This is a genomic window from Actinoplanes sp. CA-015351, from assembly GCF_050955685.1.
Lineage (GTDB): Bacteria > Actinomycetota > Actinomycetes > Mycobacteriales > Micromonosporaceae > Actinoplanes.
In genome coordinates this window covers 6,555,030-6,572,109 of sequence record NZ_CP192102.1, presented here as the reverse complement: position 1 = coordinate 6,572,109, position 17,080 = coordinate 6,555,030, and the positions used below count along the sequence as shown (strand labels likewise).

Genomic DNA, 17,080 nt, shown 5'->3' with positions numbered 1-17,080 from the left:
GCTCTTACCCCGAGATGATCTCGTTCACCTGTCCGAGTCGTCGCGGGTCAGCAACATCTCGAACCAGACCGTGGAACCGCGGACCGTCGGGTCGGTGCCCCACGAGTCGCTGAGGTCCTCGATCAGCCCGAGGCCCCGGCCCCGGCTCGCCATGGTGTCGGCGCGCGCCCTGATCACGCTGCCCCGGGTACCGGTGTCGGCGACCGAGACGAGCAGACGTTCGGAGTTCAGATCGATGTGCACCTGGGCGGGTGTGCCGGCGTGCAGCAGCGCGTTCGTCGTGAGCTCGCTGGTGCAGAGGATGGCCGCGCCGATCACCTGCTCCGGCACCGACCACTCGCGCAGCCGCGTCGACATCCACTGGCGGACCCGGCTGGGCCCGGTCGGCTCGGCCGGCACCCGCATCGTCGCCGACCGGCTCATCGCGACGGCGTGCTCGACGGCGAGCACCGCGACATCGTCGTCGGTGGTGCCCGCGACCGCGGCGGTCGCCAGCGAGCACATGTTGCGCGGGTCGCCGCTCGCCGATGCGGCCGCCGCCGCGACCAGCGCGTCCAGGCCGTCGTTCAGCGGATGGCCGCGACGCTCCACCACACCGTCGCTGAACATCAGGATCGTGTCGCCCGGCTCCAGCCGCAGCGTGCCGGTCTGCCAGCGGCCACCCAGGCCGAGCGGCGCGCCCGGCGGCACCTTGACCAACTCGGCGGTGGCCGGTTCGCCGTGGTGCCCGGCGCGGCGCAGCACCGGCGGCGGGTGACCCGCGCTGGCCAGCGTGATCGTGCCGTCGGCCGGGTCGAGAACCCCGTAGACCACGGTCACGAAGATCTCCTCGTTACGCGACTCCGCGCCGAGTGAGGTGACCAGCCTGTCCAGCCCGGCGAGCACGCTCGGCGGCGCCGGGTCGGTCAGCGCCATGGCGCGCAACGCGGCCCGGACCTGGCCCATCACGGCGGCCGCCCGCACGTCGTGCCCGGCCACGTCGCCGAGCACCATCGCGAGCCGCCCGTCGACCAGGCGGAACGCGTCGTAGAAGTCGCCGCCGGCCGCGTTACCGTCCACGCCGACGTCGTAACGTGCCGCGATCCGGAACGTGTCGAGCTCGGGCAGGTGCTCGGGCAGCATGCTGCGCTGGAGTAACTGAGCCGTACCGTGCTGGGCCTCGAACCGCCGCGCGCGCTCCGCGGCCTGCGCCACCAGCTCGGCCGCGGCGTTGAGCAGCGCCCGCTCGGCGGGCAGCCAGGTGTGCGCCCGGGTGAAGCCGACGGTGAACGCGCCCCGCACCGAAGGCGTGCGCAGCGGCAGGACGGCCAGCGCGCGAACCCGGCGCTCGTGCCGGTCGGTCGCCACGTCACGCAGCGGCTCGCCGTCGGCCACGAACGTCGCCTGCCCACTCTCCGCCGCCGCCACCAGCGGTGCCGCCGGATCGGCCGCGGCATGCCGCCAGACCGGTGGCAGACGCTCGTCCGCTTCGTCCAGCATTTCGCCGCGAATGCGGCGGACATAGCGATAGGCCAGGCCGTCGTCCACCGCCAGCACGCAGTGATCAAGATCAAAAGAGGCCATTGCGTACGCGAGAACGACGCGCGTGACATCGTCGATGGTCAGCGCGCCGGCCAGCCGGGCGGTGAGCTGACCGAGGCTTTGCAGCCGGTGGATCACCTGAGTGGTCTCGGCGGCCACGGTCAGCACGCCGGCGATCGCGCCGCGCGAGTCCCGGACCACCGAATGGCCCTGGGTGTAGAAGGCGGGCTCGGTGTCGCCCGGCTGGATCGGCACCTGGCTCTCCGGCTCGAGAACGGCCCGGCCGGTCCGGTAGACCTGGGTGATCACGTCGCCCATGCCGTGCCGGCTCCATGCCTCGCCGAACGCCTCCGGAGCGGGTTTACCCAGCGTGCCGGGGTGCAGATCGTCGAGCACGTCCGCGTACGCGTCGTTGTGCAGGACCAGGGCCTCGGGACCGCAGGTGAGCAGCATCGGCACCGGGGACGCCAGCATCAGCTCGACGGCGGCGCGCACCGCCGGGTCCCAGCCCGTGATCGGGCCCAGTGAGGTGCCCGACCAGTCATGGGCGTGGATCAGCGCCGCGCAGCCCCTGCCGGTGTGCTGTGCCCCGACCCCCTGCACGGGCAGCGTTGAGATCGCAGCCGGGCGCATGCCGCCCGACCCGATCGCTCCCGAGCCGACCATGCAGAAAGCCTATCCCGAGTGGTCCGTTTGTACGATGCCGCACCGTCCGACCGTCCGATTCTTGACCGTACGCAGGTCGTGTGTCCGACGTGTTTCGCGCCAAAGGCTACCGAAGGTGATCTTGGGAGGCTTTCCGGCCCGCGGTTTCTGTCGCAGGCGCGTGGTACTCCTGGGCTCTAAGGTTCGAATGAGGCATCGATCGTTCGAGGCGAGGGAGGGCGGATGACCGGGGACGGGCTGAGCCGTGGGCTGAGCGACATGTGGCGGTCGGTGGTGTTGTTCCTGCCATACGCGCTGGCATTCCTGGCCATTCTGCTGATCGGTTACCTGCTGGCGAGGCTGGCCCGCACGGTGACCCGCAAGGCGCTGCAGCGCGTCGGGTTCGACCGGGCGGTGCAGCGCGGTCCGGCCGGCCGGTTGTTCCGGGGCGGTGCGCCGAGCCCGGCCGACCTCTGCGCGCGGCTCGCGTTCTTCGTGGTGCTGCTGTTCGCCCTGCAGCTGGCCTTCGGGCTCTGGGGGCCGAATCCGGCGGGGGACCTGCTCGACGACTTGATCTCGTGGCTGCCGCAGGTCTTCGTCGCGGTCGTCATCGTTGTCGTCGCGGCGGCTGTCGCGGGCGCCGCCCACGACCTCATCGTCAACGCGCTGGGCGGCCTGGGTTACGCACGGGTGCTCGCCAAGGCGGCCGCCGTCGTGGTCGTCACGCTGGGCGTGATCGCCGGCCTCGACCAGGTCGGCATCGCCACGTCGGTCACCCGGCCGCTGCTCATCACGATCCTCGCCACGGTCGCCGGCGTGATCATCGTGGGCGTCGGCGGCGGTCTGATCAGGCCCATGCAGCAGCGCTGGGAGGGCTGGCTCGACCGGGCTGCCACGGAGTCGGCCGCCATTCGGGAGCAGGCTCGGGCGTACTCGGAAGAGCGGACCCGGCAGGCGGCGGAAGAGGAACGCCTGGCGGAGGAGGCCCGCAGGGCCGAGGAGGCCCGGCGCGCGGAGGAAGCGCGCCTGGCCGAAGAGGCGCGCAAGGCCGAGGAGGCCCGCCTGGCGGAAGAGGCGCGGGTCGCTGAAGAGGCCCGGCTGGCTGAGCAGCGCCGCGCGGAGGAAGCGCGCCAGGCCGAGGAGGCACGCAAGGCGGAGGAAGCTCGTCGCGCCGAAGAGGCCCGGCTGGCCGAGGAGGCACGGCAGGCCGAGACTCGTCGTGCCGAGGAGGCACGGCTGGCCGAGGAGGCCCGGGTCGCGGAGGCGGCGCGGGTTGCCGAAGCGGCGCGGCTGGCGGAGGAGGCCCGGCTCGCCGAGGTGGCCCGGCTGGAGCGGGAACGGCGTGCCGAGGAGGAACGCCGCGACTGGGAACGCCGCAGTGCCGAGGAGCAGTGGGCCCGCACGTCCGGCGAGGACTCGGGCGACCAGACCCAGGTGATCTCGCTGCCGCGCGATGACCGGCCGCATCTGATTCCCGGGTTCGACCGGGATGAGGAGGACACTCCGCCGCTGATCCGGGAGACCGAGGTGATCTCCCGAAACCGCCCCGGGTCGGGCTCTGGTTCGGGCTCTGGGTCGGGTGAGACCACCGTGATCACCCAGGGTTCGGACGACGAGGAGCCGACGGTCGTCCGGATGGTGGACGAGGACTCGACAGTGCTCCTCACCGGGACCGACGAGGGCGAGCGGACCCAGGTGGTGAACCTGCCCGGCCAGGAGAAGACTCAGGTCATCGCCCCGGACCCGGACGACGAGGTGACCGAGCCGTTGACCAAGGACCGCCGAGACCCGGGCTCGCCGCCGACGAGGTGACCACCTCGGGTGGCTTCGGGTGTGCGGGGTCAGGTGAGTTGGAGGCGTTCGGCCAGGGCTCGTAATTCGGGGCCGCCCGCTGCTCGGCGGGAGCGTTCCAGCAGGGCGCGGGTGGTTTCCTGGGCCATCGCCGAGGTGTGGATGTGCTGGGGCGCGACCCGTTCGGCGATGAGCAGGAGGCGGATCGCCTCCCGGTCGCGGCCGCGCAGGCGAGCGAGGGCCCGGGCCGTGTCGGCGAAATAGAAGACCTGGCGGAAGCCGGCCGGCACGATCGCCGGGTTGGTGGCGCGGGCGATCTCGGTGGCCTGACCGGGATCGCCGCCGTCGGCTTCGATGCCGATGCGCCAGATGCCGACGTTGGTGGGGCCGAAGTACAGGCCCATCGTGGTGGTCTCGCCGGTGTGCCGGGCCAGGTCGCCGGCCTCCACGGCCCAGGCTCGGCTGTCGTCCAGGAGTTTCCGGCCGCGGCTCGCGTGCGCACACTGCAGTTGCAACGATCCGCGCATCTCCAGCACCCCCGCACGGGAGGAGTGCGGCTCCAGATCGTCGAGGGCGCGGGCGGCCAGCGCGAGCCCCGAGCCGAACGAGCCGCACGCGGTGGCCGCACACGACCGGGCGTAGGACGCGTACGCCATCAGCACCGGATCCTCGGTCGCACGGGCCGCGTCCCGGCAGCGTTCGGCGGCGAGCCAGGCGTCCGCGGGATGGCCGAGGTTCCGCAGCACCGAGGACGCCATGAAGGTGACGTCGCAGAGCAGCCGGAGTGCGGGTTCGCGACTCGGTCCGGCTGTGGCGATGTGCAGGTCACGTAGCAGGCGGGCGGTCATCCGGGCGGCGCCGGCGTAGTCGCAGGCCTGCCGCAGGCTGTCGAGAAGCGCGACGTCCCGGGCCAGCTCAGCGACCGGCCGCCCAGGGCCGTCGGGGGGATTCGAGGGCTCACCGTGTGCCCTGGTCAGGGCTGGGCCGGGGGGATTCGAGCGCTCACCGTGTGCCCTGGTCAGGGCTGGGCCGGGGGGATTCGAGCGCTCACCGTGTGCCCTGGTCAGGGCTGGGCCGGGGGGATTCGAGCGCTCACCGTGTGCCCTGGTGTGGGCTTCGCCGAAAGGAGTGTCCAGGTCGACCAGGGATTGGCGGACCGCGTGGACTGCGGCGTGGGCTGCTACCGCTGCCCGGTCGCTTGCCGGGATCGGGGTGCCGGCCAGCTCGGCAGGGGAGCATTCGAGGGCGGTGGCCAGGTCGGCGAGGATGAAGCGGTTGTCGGCGGCCTGCACGCCACGTTCGATCCGGCTCCAGGTGCTGTGCGAGATTCCGGCTCTGGTGGCCGCGTACCGAATGCTCCATCCGCGTAGCAGGCGGCGAGCCTGGATGCGCGACCCGATGCTGGGGTCGGCGGTGTGTCGGGGAGTCATGTTCTGACGGTAAGTGCGGGGTGACCCGAGGTGGTGCAAGCCCGCACCGGACAACGCCGGGACGAGAGCCGGGACGAAAGCCGAGGCAACAGCCGGGACGAAAGCCGAGGCAACAGCCGGGACGAAAGCCGAGGCAACAGCCGGGACGAAAGCCGAGGCAACAGCTGGGATGAAAGCCGAGGCAGAAGCAGGGGAAGAACGAAGGGGCCGGCTCGTGGGAGCCGGCCCCTTCTACGGTCGGATTCGGTCGGGGATGGGGCCGAGGACCGGCCGTTGATCAGGGGTCAGCGCGGCAGGACCGCGGAGGGCTCAGCTCGACGCGGGCAGCGTGCGGGCCAGGGAGCAGACCGCGAGCAGGCGGCGCAGCACCCAGTCGTCGCCGGACCAGTCGATCTCGCCTTCCGGCGCCTGCCAGCCGTGCTGGAGGGCGGCGTCGCGGACACCTTCGGCGTACGCGGCGAGCAGGATCGCCGTCAGCGGCCGGGTGTCGGCGTTGAGGCTGTCCCGCACACCGGCGGCGTGCTGATCGATGATGGACATGAATCCGGGGTTCTGCTGGGCAGCGGCGAGGCCGCTGACACCGACAGTCGCGGTGAGGTCGGCGAGCGACGCGTGGGCGGAGCGCTGGGCGGAGCGGGCGGCGGCGTTGCTGAACAGGCCATTCATGAGAAGAACGTTAAGCAGCGAGAGTTTGCGAACGGTTCCTCGTTCGGGTGCGGCTCGGTTGAACCCGGCAACGCGGGGAACGATCAGGAGCGGACCGAAGGAGGACCAGGATGACCGACGAGGCGCACACCCGGCCGGACGGCCTTGACGACACGACCGTGCAGGCGCTGGGCAAGCTGAGCGAGGCCCTGGAGACGGTCGAGCGGGTACGCGGACACCTGTACTCGATGCACCAGCTGACCGGCACCGCCGACTTCATGCTGGACGAAGCGGTGTCGCTGTTCATGCAGGCCGGGCACACCGACGTGGCCGAGCGGATCCAGCGGGAGCTGATCGGGCGCAACGTCATCCCGGGTCACTGGACGTTCCAGATCGTCGAGGAGTACGACGACGGGTACTACACGGAGTTCCGCACGGTCGAGCGCGACGCCCGTGAGCAGTTGGCTCAGGGGCGCCGGCACCTGTATGAAGCGGAACTCAAGGACCAGCGGCGAACCCACGGACGGGCCGGCCACGAGGCCTGATCGGATTACTCCGCGTAGTCGACTTGCTCGGGGCGGCGACGCTGGGCGTCGTCCGCGATGATCACGGTGGCGACGAGCATCGCCACGACGACGGCGAAGAACCACGACGCGTCGTCGATCACCATTGCGGCCAAAGGCGCCTGGAATGCGGCGAGCAGGAAACCCACCCACGCGAAACGGCGCTGACGTTCAGACAGAAATCCGGCAGATCGCACCCGAACAGTTTGCCTCGATCAGGACGGTTCGCCGTCACCCGTTCGGCCGATTCCCCGTTGTCCGATGGTGCCCACCGCCTCGCACCACCGCCGTCGAAGCGTGCTGCTGCCCAGCCTGTCGTTGCTGGCCGGAGCCCTTCTGACGGCATCCTGCACGGTCAGCCAGCCGACGCCGGCCCCTCCGAGAATTCCTGATCCCAAGACCATCGCGCCGGCCGCGCCCGCCGTTGCCCGGCCGGCCCGGGTGCTGGCCGGCCCGCTGCAGGCCAGGACCGGTGCCTGGCTCACCGTCGGCGACGCGGCCAGCCGGGTACGCGTACGCTTCGCCCCGCTGCCAGGAGAGCTCTACCGGATCACGACGGCCCCTGATGCCGGAGTGGCGCCGGTGGTCTTCCGTCGTGGCGGCCGGGTCGTGGTACGCCTACGGGTCACCGACGGTGATGGCCTCGACGAGCTGCGGATCGTGCTGAACCGGGACGTCCGCTGGGACATCCGGTTGCCGGCCGGTGCCGGGGAGCAGCAGCTCAACCTGCGGCAGGGCCGGGTGAACCGGGTCGTGCTCGGCTCGTCGGGCCTGGCCGAGCTGTCGCTGCCGGACCCGGTCGGCACGGTGCCGGTCACGTTCACCGGTGGGGTGGGCGCCGCGATCGTCACTGCGGCGACCGGGGCGCCGTTCCGGATCAGGTTCGATCAGGGCGCCGGGTCGGTGGTGACGCCGTGGACCGCGAACAACGGGACGCCGGCCGGGACGGTACTGCGCGAGCCGGGTTACCGGCGGGCGGCGGACCGATATGCGATCCGGGTCAGGTCGGGCCTCGGCGACATGACACTGCGCCGCCGAGACCCCAGATGACCAGACCCAAGATGACCAGACCCAAGATGACCAGAGTCTGACCGAGGTCAGATGCCGGGCCGGTCCACCTGGCCGCGCCAGGCACCCGTCTCGATGCCACCGCGGCTCTCGATGAATTCCTTGAACCGGTGCAGGTCGCCCTTCACCTTGCGGTCGACGATGCCGAGCTTGTCGCCGGCGATCTCCACGAAACCCTGCGGGTCGAAGTCCATCTGGACGGTGACCCGGGTGTGCGTCTCGTCGATCCGGTGGAAGGTGACCACACCGGCCTGCTTCTCACCGTCGGTGGCGTGCCAGGCGACACGCTCGTCCGGCAGCTGCTCGGTGATCTCCGCGTCGAACTCGCGCTTCACCCCGGCGATCTCGGTCTTCCAGTGGGTTCGGGTGTCATCGAGCTGCCTGATCTCGCTGACACCTTCCATGAACCGGGGGAAGTCCTCGAACTGAGTCCACTGGTTGTAGGCGGTGCGTACCGGGACGTTGACGTCGACGAACTCGGTAACGGTGCTCACGTGGTGCTCCCTTCATTGCTTCCCGTGATCCTCGGGTGCCCGTGCCAGGCCCGGCTAAACAAGGTTTTGCCGGGCATGCGGTGGGTAGCGTCGGGCTGTGGAGACCGTGGATGCGATCGTTGTCGGCGCTGGGCACAACGGTCTGGTGGCGGCGAATCTTCTCGCCGACGCCGGCTGGTCGGTGAGGGTTCTCGAAGCGACCCCGCAGCCAGGAGGCGCGGTCCGCTCCGGCTTCGTGACCGCGCCGGGATACCTCTCCGACCTCTTCAGCTCCTTCTACCCGCTGGGGTACGCCTCGCCGGTGATGAAGTCGCTGCACCTGGAGGAGCAGGGTCTGCGCTGGACGCACGCCCCCGACGTCTTCACTCACCTGCTCCCGGACGGGCGGGCCGCCACGGTCAACCGCGACATCGAACGCACCATGGCGTCGATGGAGCAGTTCGCCCCCGGCGACGGGGAACGGTGGCGTGCCGCCTACACCGAGTGGCAGTCCGTCTCGGCGAGCATGCTGGACACCCTCTTCACCCCGTTCCCGCCGGTCCGCAACGGCCTCGGCCTGCTGCGTGGCCTGGGTCTGAGCGGCGCCTTGCGCTTGGCGCGTCGCCTGGTTCTTTCGGTACGCGACCTCGGCGGCGAGATGTTCGACGGGGAGGGCGCGAGTCTCCTGCTGGCCGGCTGCGCCCTGCACACCGACCTGTCGCCGGAGCAGGCCGGCAGCGGTGTCTACGGCTGGCTGCTCACCATGCTCGGCCAGGAATTCGGCTGGCCGGTGCCGATCGGCGGCGCACAGCAGATCACCGACACCCTGGTCCGTCGTCTCGAGGCCCAGGGTGGTGAGGTCGTTTACGACGCGCCGGTGAGCCGGGTTCTGGTGGCTCGCGGGCGGGCCATGGGTGTGCGTACCGACGATGGCCGTGACTGGCGCGCCCGGCGCGCCGTGATCGCCGACGTCCCGGCCCCGGCGCTCTTTCTCGACCTGGTCGGCGAGCGCTGGCTTCCGCCCCGGATGGTCGAGGATCTCGACCACTTCCGCTGGGACGGCGCGACCCTCAAGGTCGACTGGGCGGTGCGTACCAGGATGCCGTGGAAGAACCCGGCCGCTGCCGGCGCCGGCACCGTGCACCTGGGCGCCGACCTGAACGACCTGACCACGTACGCGGCCCAGCTCGCGGTCGGCGAGCTGCCGACGAAGCCGTTCCTGCTGCTGGGCCAGATGAGCACTGCTGACGCGACCCGCTCTCCGGAGGGGACCGAGTCGCTGTGGGCGTACACGCACCTGCCGCACCGGAGGTCGTGGAAAGCCGACGAGATCGCCGAGCACGTGCAGCGGATGGAGTCGGTGATCGAGCAGCACGCGCCGGGTTTCCGGAGCGAGGTGGCCGGCCGCAACGTGTTCTCCCCGGCGGACCTGGAGCGGGAGAACCCGTCCCTGGTCGGCGGGGCGCTCGGCGGCGGCACGTCGGCGGCGTTCCAGCAGCTGTTCCTCCGGCCGATCCCGGGCCTGGGACGCGCGGACACCCCGGTCGACCGCCTGTTCCTCGGCAGCGCGTCCGCCCATCCCGGCGGCGGGGTGCACGGCGCGCCGGGCGCCAACGCGGCCCGCGCCGCCCTGGCCAGAGACAAGGAACTGACCGGCGGCCTGTACCGAACCGTGGTCAACGGAGCGAATCGCGCCGTTTACGGCTGAGCCGGGTCAAAGACAGCCGGGTCAAAGACAGCCGGGTCAAAGACAGCCGGGTCAAAGACAGCCGGGTCAAAGACAGCCGGGTCAAAGGCTGAGCCAGGTCAAAGGCTGCCGGCCAGCGAGACGATCACGAGCGCGAACGCCGTGACGAGGGCGAGCACCACCACGGTCACCGCGCCGGCCACCCGTAACAGCGCACCCATCGGCGTCAGGATGCGTTTCACCATGTGCAGCGCGAGCAGGATGCAGGCAGCGACGGCGATGTAGAGCAGGTTCTGGTACGGCGACATGGCGGACCCCTATCCGAAACCACGGAACGACGGAGGCGGAGCGGTATGACGGGCACCCGGCCGGATGAATTACGCGTCGGCGCGAAGCGCCTATGAAGCGAAGACTGCATGACATTTGAGATCCAGTGCAATGCATTGTGCGGAAGGTGCAAAACCTCAACGGCCGTCTAAATGACCAGCTAGATAGCGTTTAGACGGGTTGCAGATTGCCACATGGCGCAGAGGGCTGTTGATGCCATCGCCGTACCGATACCGTGATGCATGCACAGCTGGGAGCGTGTGTTGCATCTGGGACGAAGCTGCATCTCTGCAAGATCTCTGTGAGAATCTGGCGCCATGTCAAAGAATGAAATGTCAGGACTTGTTCTGACTCCGCTCGCTGTCAAATGTGCTACCGGCACATGTCCCACGGTCTATTCGACGAACCGCGGCACCCTGGTGATCCAGGGATATACGGTGACCCCCGCAGAAGCCGGCGTCCGGACACCCGAGGGGGAGCAACTCGTCGAGATCCCGATCGAGCTGCTGACTGACGCGCTCCGTGCCGGGACGCCGTCCTGAGCTCACGAAGCTGAGGAAACCGAACGAGCGGGAGGCCGGACTTGACGGACGAAGACCCCGAGCCCGGCTCTCCTGAGAATCATCCGGTCGGTCGTGTACTCCGGGATCGCCGGGAGGCGATGCGACTCAGCGGCAGTGAGCTGGCCGAGCGCACCGGCCTCACCCAGGCCAAGGTGTCCCGGATCGAGACCGGCCGCACCGCGGTCACGCCGGACGACGTGCGCACGCTCGCCGAAGCACTCCGGATGTCCGCTGCGGAGATCGAAGACTTGGTCACGCGCGAGGGTGTCCGCCGGACGGATTCGGACCGGATGACACAGTGGCGGCCGGGGGAGAGCGGGCTGGCCCGCCGCCAGGCGGACATCGCAAAGGCGGAACTGAATTGCCGCGAGATCTGGGTCTTTCAGCCCGCATTGGTGCCGGGACTGCTGCAGACCAGCGGTTACGCCGAGGCCGTGATGCGCCCGCGTAAGCCGGACGGCCCTTCGGAGACCGCCGAGGCCGATCTGGCCGACGCCGTCGCCGGACGGCTGCGACGCCAGCGCATCCTGAAGGTCCCCGACAAGAGCTTCCGCTTCATCATGACCGAGGCGACGCTGAGCAATCGGCTCGGCAGCCCGGAGGACATGGTGGCTCAGGTACGGAAGATCCGGGAGATCGGAAAGCGGCCGAACGTCTCGATCGGCATCATTCCCGCCGACGCCGCGCTGGCCCTGGCGCCGTTGAACAGCTTCGAGCTGCTCGACGACAAATGGGTGATGATGGACCTGTTCAATACCGCGCTGTCGTCACAGGTGGTGTCGGACGTTCAGTTCTACCGGGATGTCTTCGAGGAGTTCGCCGACGTCGCGGTCGCCGACATCGGTCCGATCCTGGACCGTTACGCGAACCTCTATCTGGCCCGCTCGGCCGGAGGCTGATCAGTCAGCGCGTTCGGCGATGTCGGCGAGGCGGCGCAGGGATTCGATGTTGCGGCGGTGCAGGAGGAGGTCGTTGATCTTGTTGCTCACCCACTGCAGCGGGCCGGCCTCGAAGTCCTCCTCGATCACCACCCGGGTCGAGGTGCCTCCGTCGGCCGGCTCCAGGCGGATGTCGACGATCGCCTCGCCCAGCGGCCACAGGCCGGCTTTCAGCCGCAGCGCCTTGTCCGGGCTGCAGGAGAGCACCGTCGACGAGTCGTGCAGCGAGAGGGGCCACGGCCCGGCCTTGTGATGGAGTTTCGACCCCGGGTTCGGCCAGGACTTGTCGACGTCCCGGATGTGCACGGTGCCGACTACCCAGTCGCTGTAGGTCCAGCCGTCGGCCAGGACGGCGAAGACTCGTTCGGGTGGGGCCTTTACGGTACGCGCCACGATTGCCACGGTTTCGGGATTACCCTGCTGGAAGGCCTTGTAACTATCGGCCGATGTTTACGTATGAGGCTCTCGGGCAATCCGGTCCGCGTACTCGAGCTCGCTCTTTCCGCCCCGCTTACGGCGTGCCGGAACGACAGGAGCCGGAACCTGAGCCGGTGGAGGAGATCACTGTGCGGATCGCGATGATTTCCGAGCACGCCAGCCCGCTGGGTGCGGGCGGTCAGCACGCGCACGTCGCCGAGCTGTCCGACGCGCTCGCGGAGCTCGACCACGACGTGCGCGTCTATACGCGGCGCACGGATCCGGACACCCCTGAGGTGGCGATGACCCCGAGCGGCGTGCGGGTGGTGCACGTCGCCGCCGGCCCGGCCCGGCCGCTGCCCGAGGACGTTCTGCTGCCGCACATGGGCGAGTTCGCGCGGCTGCTCGCCGAGCACTGGAGCGGCGACTGGTCGCCGGACGTCGTGCACGCCCACTTCTGGACCAGTGGCCTGGCGGCGGTCACCGCGGCGCGCCAGATCGGCGTCCCGGTGGTGCAGTCGTTCCACGAACTGGCCGGCCTGGATGATCGGCCGAAGGACGCGCGAGGCCCGTCGCGCTCCGGCTACGAGCGCGCCCTCGGCCGCGCGGTGGACCGGGTCGTCGCACAGAGCCAGGACGAGGTACGCGGACTCGTGCGCATCGGCGTACCGAGGGAGCGTCTCTCGATCGTCCCGGCAGGTGTGAACAGTGACCAGTTCACCCCGGACGGACCGGCCGTGCAGCGCGACCCGGAGCGGCCCCGCATCCTCTCGGTCGGCAAGCTGGTCGAGCGCAAGGGCTTCGGTGACGTCCTGGAGGCGATGCGGTACGTGCCCGGCGCCGAGGTCGTGGTGGTCGGTGGCCCGCCGCCGGAGCAGCTGAAGTCGGACCCGGGCGCCAAGGTGCTGCGGGCGCTCGCCGAGCAGTTCCAGGTGGCGGACCGGTTCCGGCTGGTGGGCTCGGTCGCGCACCGGGACATGCCCGGGTGGTACCGCTCGGCGGATCTGCTGGTTGCCGCGCCCTGGCAGGACCAGGACGCGCTGGACCAGTCGGCGCTGGAGGCGATGGCCTGCGGCGTGCCGATCATCGGCACCGCGGTGGGTGCGCTGAACGACACCGTGGTGGACGGGCTGACCGGTGACCTGGTCCCGGCTCGTGACCCCCGGGCGCTCGGCGGTGCGGTGCGCCGGCTGATCAACGACAAGGTGCGCCGGTTCACCTACGCTACGGCCGCGCTGGACCGGGCCCGTCAGGCGTACTCCTGGCGCCGGGTCGCGTCCCAGGTCGGTTCGGTCTACTCCAGCCTGCGCCGGACGCCGGCCAGCGCCGAAGAGGCAGTGGCGTAGCCCGGCATCAACCGATTGGTTGACCACCGGTATCTCTCGCTGGTCGATTCGGACTCTGGTGATCATCGGTGATGATGTATGCATGACAGTCATCGAGGTCAAGAACCTCAGTAAGCGGTACGGGGACACCGTCGCTGTCCGAGACGTTTCATTCGCTGTCGAACCCGGCGAGATCTTCGGCATTCTCGGCCCGAACGGGGCCGGCAAGACCACCACGGTGGAGTGCATCGCGGGACTGCGCACTCCCGACTCCGGCACGATCACGGTCCTCGGCCGCGAACCGCGTGACCGCTCCCTGCGTACCCAAGTGGGTGTGCAACTGCAGGAGAGCGAGTTGCAGGAGAAGCTGACCGTCCGGGAGATCTTGGAGCTTTACAGCGCGTTCTATCCGGACCCGGCCGACTGGCGCACGCTCGCCGGCGACCTGGGCCTGGACGAGAAGCTGAACTCGTACTTCGGCAAGCTCTCCGGCGGGCAGAAGCAGCGTCTCTCGATCGCCCTGGCGCTGATCGGCAATCCGCGGATCGCGATCCTGGACGAGCTGACCACCGGCCTCGACCCGCAGGCCCGCCGGGACACCTGGGAGCTGATCTCGTCGGTCCGCGACCGCGGGGTCACGCTGCTGCTGGTCACCCACTTCATGGAGGAGGCCGAGCGCCTCTGCGACCGGATCGCGGTGATCGACCACGGTGAGGTGGTCGCCCTGAACACCCCGGCCGGCCTGGTCGAGCAGACCGCCAGCCCGGACCAGACGATCCGGTTCCGGCCGTCCGCGCCGATCGCCGACGAGCTGCTCACCTCGCTGCCCGAGGTGAGCCGGATGAGCCGTCAGGGTGACCGGATCGAGGTCACCGGCACCGGCAACCTGCTGCACGCGGTCACCTCGGTGCTCGCCGTCAACGGGATCGTCGCGGTCGAGCTGCGCCTGGAACAGGCCACTCTCGACGACGCCTTCGTACGCCTCACCGGCCGCACCAGCGAGGAGCACCCGTCATGAATGTCTTCGTCAAGCTGGTCACCACCGAGTTCCGGACGGCGCTGCGCGAGCCGGTCTACCTCTTCTTCGTGGTCCTTTTCCCGGTCATCCTCATCTCGATCCTCGGTGCGATCCCGGACTTCCGGGAGCCGAGCGCCGAGCTCGGCGGACTGCGGGTGGTGGACATCTACGCCGGCATCGTGATCGCGCTCAGCGTCGCCATGATCGGTCTGCAGGGCATGCCCACGGTGCTTGCCAACTACCGCGAGAAGGGCATCCTGCGCAGGCTCGCGACCACGCCGGTCCGGCCGATCGCGCTGCTCGGCGCCCAGCTGGTGTTCTCCGCGATCACCGTGGTGCTGTCCACGATCCTGGTGTTCACGGTGTCCGGGATCGCCTACGGTGTGCCCCTCCCGAAGTCCCCGATCGCGTTCCTGCTCGCGGTGGTGCTGGCGGTCTGCGGCGTCTTCGCGGTCGGGCTGCTGATCGCGGCGCTCGCGCCCAGCGGCAAGGCGGCGAACGCTGTCGGCCTGATCCTGTTCTTCCCGCTGATGTTCCTGGCCGGCCTCTACGCCCCGCGCGAGGTCATGCCGGACATCATCCAGCGGATCGCTGACTTCACCCCGCTGGCCGCCGGTGAGCGCCTGATGCACGAGGCGATGACCGGGCAGTGGCCGAACCTGCTGTCGGTTACCGTGCTCCTGGGGTACCTGCTCATCTTCGGTGCGGCGGCGGCGAAGCTCTTCCGGTGGGAGTGAGGAAACATGCTGGCGGCGGCGGAGCAGGAGGGCTCGGAACGCGCTCGTGAGGCGTGGCGGACCTGGTTGCCGTACGGGACGCTGGCCATCTCGACGGCGCTGGTGCTGGCCGTCGGCCCGGATTTCGTCGACAAGCCACCGGGCTGGGTGATCCTGTCGGTGTCCGTAACCGTGGCGGCCTGGATCGCCTTCTGGATCACCATGCATCCACAGTGGGAGAAGCGCCGCGGGCTGATGCTGATCTTCCTGGCCGGGATGATCGGCTTCTACGCCCTCCTGGTCTGGATGCATCCGCTCTTCGGCTTCTTCACCTGGACCGGGTACCTGTTCATCGGGCTGGCGCTGGACGGCTTCTGGCGGCTGCTCGGCGTCCTCCCGGTGGCGTCGATCGCGGCGCTCTCCCAGGTCGGCGGCCTGCCCACCCTCTCCGCTGAGGGTGGGTTCATCTTCTGGGGCTTCGCGATCGCCCTCAACGTGCTGATCGCCGGCGTGATGTTCTACGTGGAGATCAAGACCGAGAAGAATTCGATCCGCCGGGCGCAGGTGATCGTGGACCTGGCCGAGGCGAACCAGAAGCTCGAGACGGCGCTGCGGGAGAACGCCGGTCTGCACGCCCAGCTGCTCGTCCAGGCCCGGGAAGCCGGTGTGCTGGACGAGCGGCAGCGGATGGCCGGTGAGATCCACGACGTGCTCGCGCAGGGACTGACCGGCATCGTCACCCAGCTGGAAGCTGCCGAGGCCGACGCCGGCGGCCGGGATCACCATCTGACCGCCGCGAAACGACTGGCCAGGGAGAGCCTCGCCGAGGCGCGCCGCTCGGTGCAGGCCCTGCGCCCGCAGCAACTCGACGGAACCGCCCTCCCGGACGCGCTCGGCGAGGTCGTGCAGACCTGGTCCGAGCGGGCCGGGGTGAACGCCGACCTGACCACCACCGGCGTTCCTCGCCGGCTGCTCCCGGAGATCGAGGCCACCCTGTTGCGTACCGCCCAGGAAGGGCTGGCGAATGTCGCCAAGCACGCCGGCGCCGGCCGGGTCGGCCTCACCCTCTCCTACATGGAGGATGTGGTGACCCTGGACGTCCGGGACGACGGCGCCGGCTTCGACCCGGAACTCCCGCGCGAGGCGAGCGAGACCGGCGGGTACGGCCTGCACGCCATGCGCGAACGACTGACCCGCATCGCCGGCAGCCTCGAGGTCGAGTCCGAGCCGGGTTCCGGGACCGCGCTCTCCGCCTGTGTCCCGGCCATTGCGGTGGGTGGCGTGGCATGACCGGGATCGGTCTTCTCATCGTCGACGACCACCCGGTCGTCCGGGACGGTCTGCGCGGCATGTTCGCCGCCGACGACCGGTTCACCGTGCTCGGCGAGGCGGCGAACGGCCGGGAGGCGCTCACCGTGGCCGGCGCGGTCACCCCGGACGTGGTGCTGCTCGACCTGCGGATGCCGGTGATGGACGGCGTGACCACGATCCGCGAGCTGAAAGCGGCCGGCTCGGCGGCCCGGGTGCTGGTGCTGACCACGTACGACACCGACGGCGACGTGCTGCCGGCGATCAAGGCGGGCGCCACCGGTTATCTGCTGAAGGACACCCCGCGTGAGGACCTGTTCCGGGCCGTCGTGGCGGCGCACCGGGGCGAGTCGGTGCTCTCCCCGGCGGTCGCCGGCCGGCTCATGGGCGAGCTGCGGTCACCGGCAAAAGAGCCGCTGAGTCAGCGCGAGCTGGAGGTGCTGGCGCTGATCGCGCAGGGCTGCACGAACCGGGAGACGGCCGGCCGGCTCTTCATCAGCGAGGCCACCGTGAAGACGCATCTGCTTCATGCGTACGCGAAACTGGGTGTCCGCGACCGCGCCTCGGCCGTCGCCACCGCGTTCGAACTCGGCCTGCTCGGCAAGAACTGATGCAACCGTCTCATCGGCAACGGTGTGTATTCAG

Annotated in this window: 17 protein-coding genes; 10 read left to right on the top strand and 7 right to left on the bottom strand. The window is 69.9% G+C overall.

Annotated elements, in window-relative coordinates:
• Positions 1-24: 24 nt before the first annotated feature.
• Positions 25-2,187 carry an ATP-binding SpoIIE family protein phosphatase gene (locus ACQP2E_RS29900; protein ID WP_433826275.1) on the bottom strand — a complete coding sequence of 721 codons (2,163 nt, stop codon included), beginning with the start codon at positions 2,185-2,187 and terminating at the stop codon, positions 25-27.
• A 222-nt stretch (positions 2,188-2,409) separates the two neighbouring features.
• On the opposite strand from ACQP2E_RS29900, the gene ACQP2E_RS29895 reads away from it, so the two are divergent.
• Positions 2,410-3,978, top strand: coding sequence for a mechanosensitive ion channel family protein (locus ACQP2E_RS29895; protein WP_433826274.1), 1,569 nt, complete (start codon positions 2,410-2,412; stop codon positions 3,976-3,978).
• Between the two features lie 29 nt (positions 3,979-4,007).
• On the opposite strand, the gene ACQP2E_RS29890 is transcribed toward ACQP2E_RS29895, so the two are convergent.
• Both ACQP2E_RS29890 and ACQP2E_RS29885 read right to left on the bottom strand, forming a co-directional pair.
• Positions 4,008-5,387, bottom strand: a complete 1,380-nt coding sequence (locus ACQP2E_RS29890; RefSeq protein WP_433826273.1) for a helix-turn-helix domain-containing protein — start codon at positions 5,385-5,387, stop codon at positions 4,008-4,010.
• A 309-nt stretch (positions 5,388-5,696) separates the two neighbouring features.
• Complete coding sequence (locus ACQP2E_RS29885) at positions 5,697-6,053, bottom strand: DUF6401 family natural product biosynthesis protein (RefSeq protein WP_433826272.1); 357 nt, start codon at positions 6,051-6,053, stop codon at positions 5,697-5,699.
• Between the two features lie 110 nt (positions 6,054-6,163).
• Here ACQP2E_RS29885 and ACQP2E_RS29880 point away from each other — a divergent pair, with 110 nt between their 5' ends.
• On the top strand, positions 6,164-6,577 hold the full coding sequence (locus ACQP2E_RS29880; RefSeq protein WP_433826271.1) for a hypothetical protein: 414 nt from the start codon (positions 6,164-6,166) through the stop codon (positions 6,575-6,577).
• Positions 6,578-6,582: 5 nt separating this feature from the next.
• Here ACQP2E_RS29880 and ACQP2E_RS29875 read toward each other — a convergent pair whose 3' ends face one another.
• Positions 6,583-6,792, bottom strand: a complete 210-nt coding sequence (locus ACQP2E_RS29875) for a hypothetical protein (protein WP_433826270.1) — start codon at positions 6,790-6,792, stop codon at positions 6,583-6,585.
• A gap of 64 nt (positions 6,793-6,856) precedes the next feature.
• On the opposite strand from ACQP2E_RS29875, the gene ACQP2E_RS29870 reads away from it, so the two are divergent.
• Complete coding sequence (locus ACQP2E_RS29870; RefSeq protein WP_433826269.1) at positions 6,857-7,645, top strand: hypothetical protein; 789 nt, start codon at positions 6,857-6,859, stop codon at positions 7,643-7,645.
• A 47-nt stretch (positions 7,646-7,692) separates the two neighbouring features.
• On the opposite strand, the gene ACQP2E_RS29865 is transcribed toward ACQP2E_RS29870, so the two are convergent.
• Complete coding sequence (locus ACQP2E_RS29865) at positions 7,693-8,157, bottom strand: SRPBCC family protein (RefSeq protein WP_433826268.1); 465 nt, start codon at positions 8,155-8,157, stop codon at positions 7,693-7,695.
• 97 nt (positions 8,158-8,254) lie between these two features.
• Between ACQP2E_RS29865 and ACQP2E_RS29860 the strand changes: the two genes are divergently transcribed.
• Positions 8,255-9,844, top strand: a complete 1,590-nt coding sequence (locus ACQP2E_RS29860; RefSeq protein WP_433826267.1) for a phytoene desaturase family protein — start codon at positions 8,255-8,257, stop codon at positions 9,842-9,844.
• 98 nt (positions 9,845-9,942) lie between these two features.
• On the opposite strand, the gene ACQP2E_RS29855 is transcribed toward ACQP2E_RS29860, so the two are convergent.
• The gene (locus tag ACQP2E_RS29855; protein ID WP_433826266.1) at positions 9,943-10,131 is read right to left on the bottom strand and encodes a hypothetical protein; all 189 of its coding nucleotides are present in this window, start codon (positions 10,129-10,131) and stop codon (positions 9,943-9,945) included.
• Positions 10,132-10,733: 602 nt separating this feature from the next.
• On the opposite strand from ACQP2E_RS29855, the gene ACQP2E_RS29850 reads away from it, so the two are divergent.
• The gene (locus tag ACQP2E_RS29850; protein ID WP_433826265.1) at positions 10,734-11,612 is read left to right on the top strand and encodes a helix-turn-helix domain-containing protein; all 879 of its coding nucleotides are present in this window, start codon (positions 10,734-10,736) and stop codon (positions 11,610-11,612) included.
• Here ACQP2E_RS29850 and ACQP2E_RS29845 read toward each other — a convergent pair whose 3' ends face one another.
• Positions 11,613-12,044 carry an SRPBCC family protein gene (locus ACQP2E_RS29845; protein ID WP_433826264.1) on the bottom strand — a complete coding sequence of 144 codons (432 nt, stop codon included), beginning with the start codon at positions 12,042-12,044 and terminating at the stop codon, positions 11,613-11,615.
• Positions 12,045-12,217: 173 nt separating this feature from the next.
• Here ACQP2E_RS29845 and ACQP2E_RS29840 point away from each other — a divergent pair, with 173 nt between their 5' ends.
• The 5 genes from ACQP2E_RS29840 to ACQP2E_RS29820 all read left to right on the top strand — a co-directional run bounded on the left by ACQP2E_RS29840 (position 12,218) and on the right by ACQP2E_RS29820 (position 17,046).
• Positions 12,218-13,414, top strand: a complete 1,197-nt coding sequence (locus tag ACQP2E_RS29840) for a glycosyltransferase (protein WP_433834094.1) — start codon at positions 12,218-12,220, stop codon at positions 13,412-13,414.
• 82 nt (positions 13,415-13,496) lie between these two features.
• Positions 13,497-14,411 (top strand): ABC transporter ATP-binding protein, encoded by a 915-nt coding sequence (locus ACQP2E_RS29835; protein ID WP_433826263.1) that lies wholly within the window; start codon positions 13,497-13,499, stop codon positions 14,409-14,411.
• The gene (locus ACQP2E_RS29830; protein WP_433826262.1) at positions 14,408-15,148 is read left to right on the top strand and encodes an ABC transporter permease; all 741 of its coding nucleotides are present in this window, start codon (positions 14,408-14,410) and stop codon (positions 15,146-15,148) included. The genes ACQP2E_RS29835 and ACQP2E_RS29830 overlap by 4 nt, the downstream gene beginning before the upstream one ends.
• Before the next feature lie 6 nt (positions 15,149-15,154).
• Entirely contained in the window at positions 15,155-16,417 is a 1,263-nt protein-coding gene (locus tag ACQP2E_RS29825; protein ID WP_433826261.1) for a sensor histidine kinase, read from the top strand.
• The gene (locus ACQP2E_RS29820) at positions 16,414-17,046 is read left to right on the top strand and encodes a response regulator (RefSeq protein WP_433826260.1); all 633 of its coding nucleotides are present in this window, start codon (positions 16,414-16,416) and stop codon (positions 17,044-17,046) included. Before ACQP2E_RS29825 ends, ACQP2E_RS29820 begins: the two co-directional genes overlap by 4 nt.
• The last annotated feature ends 34 nt before the right edge of the window (positions 17,047-17,080 follow it).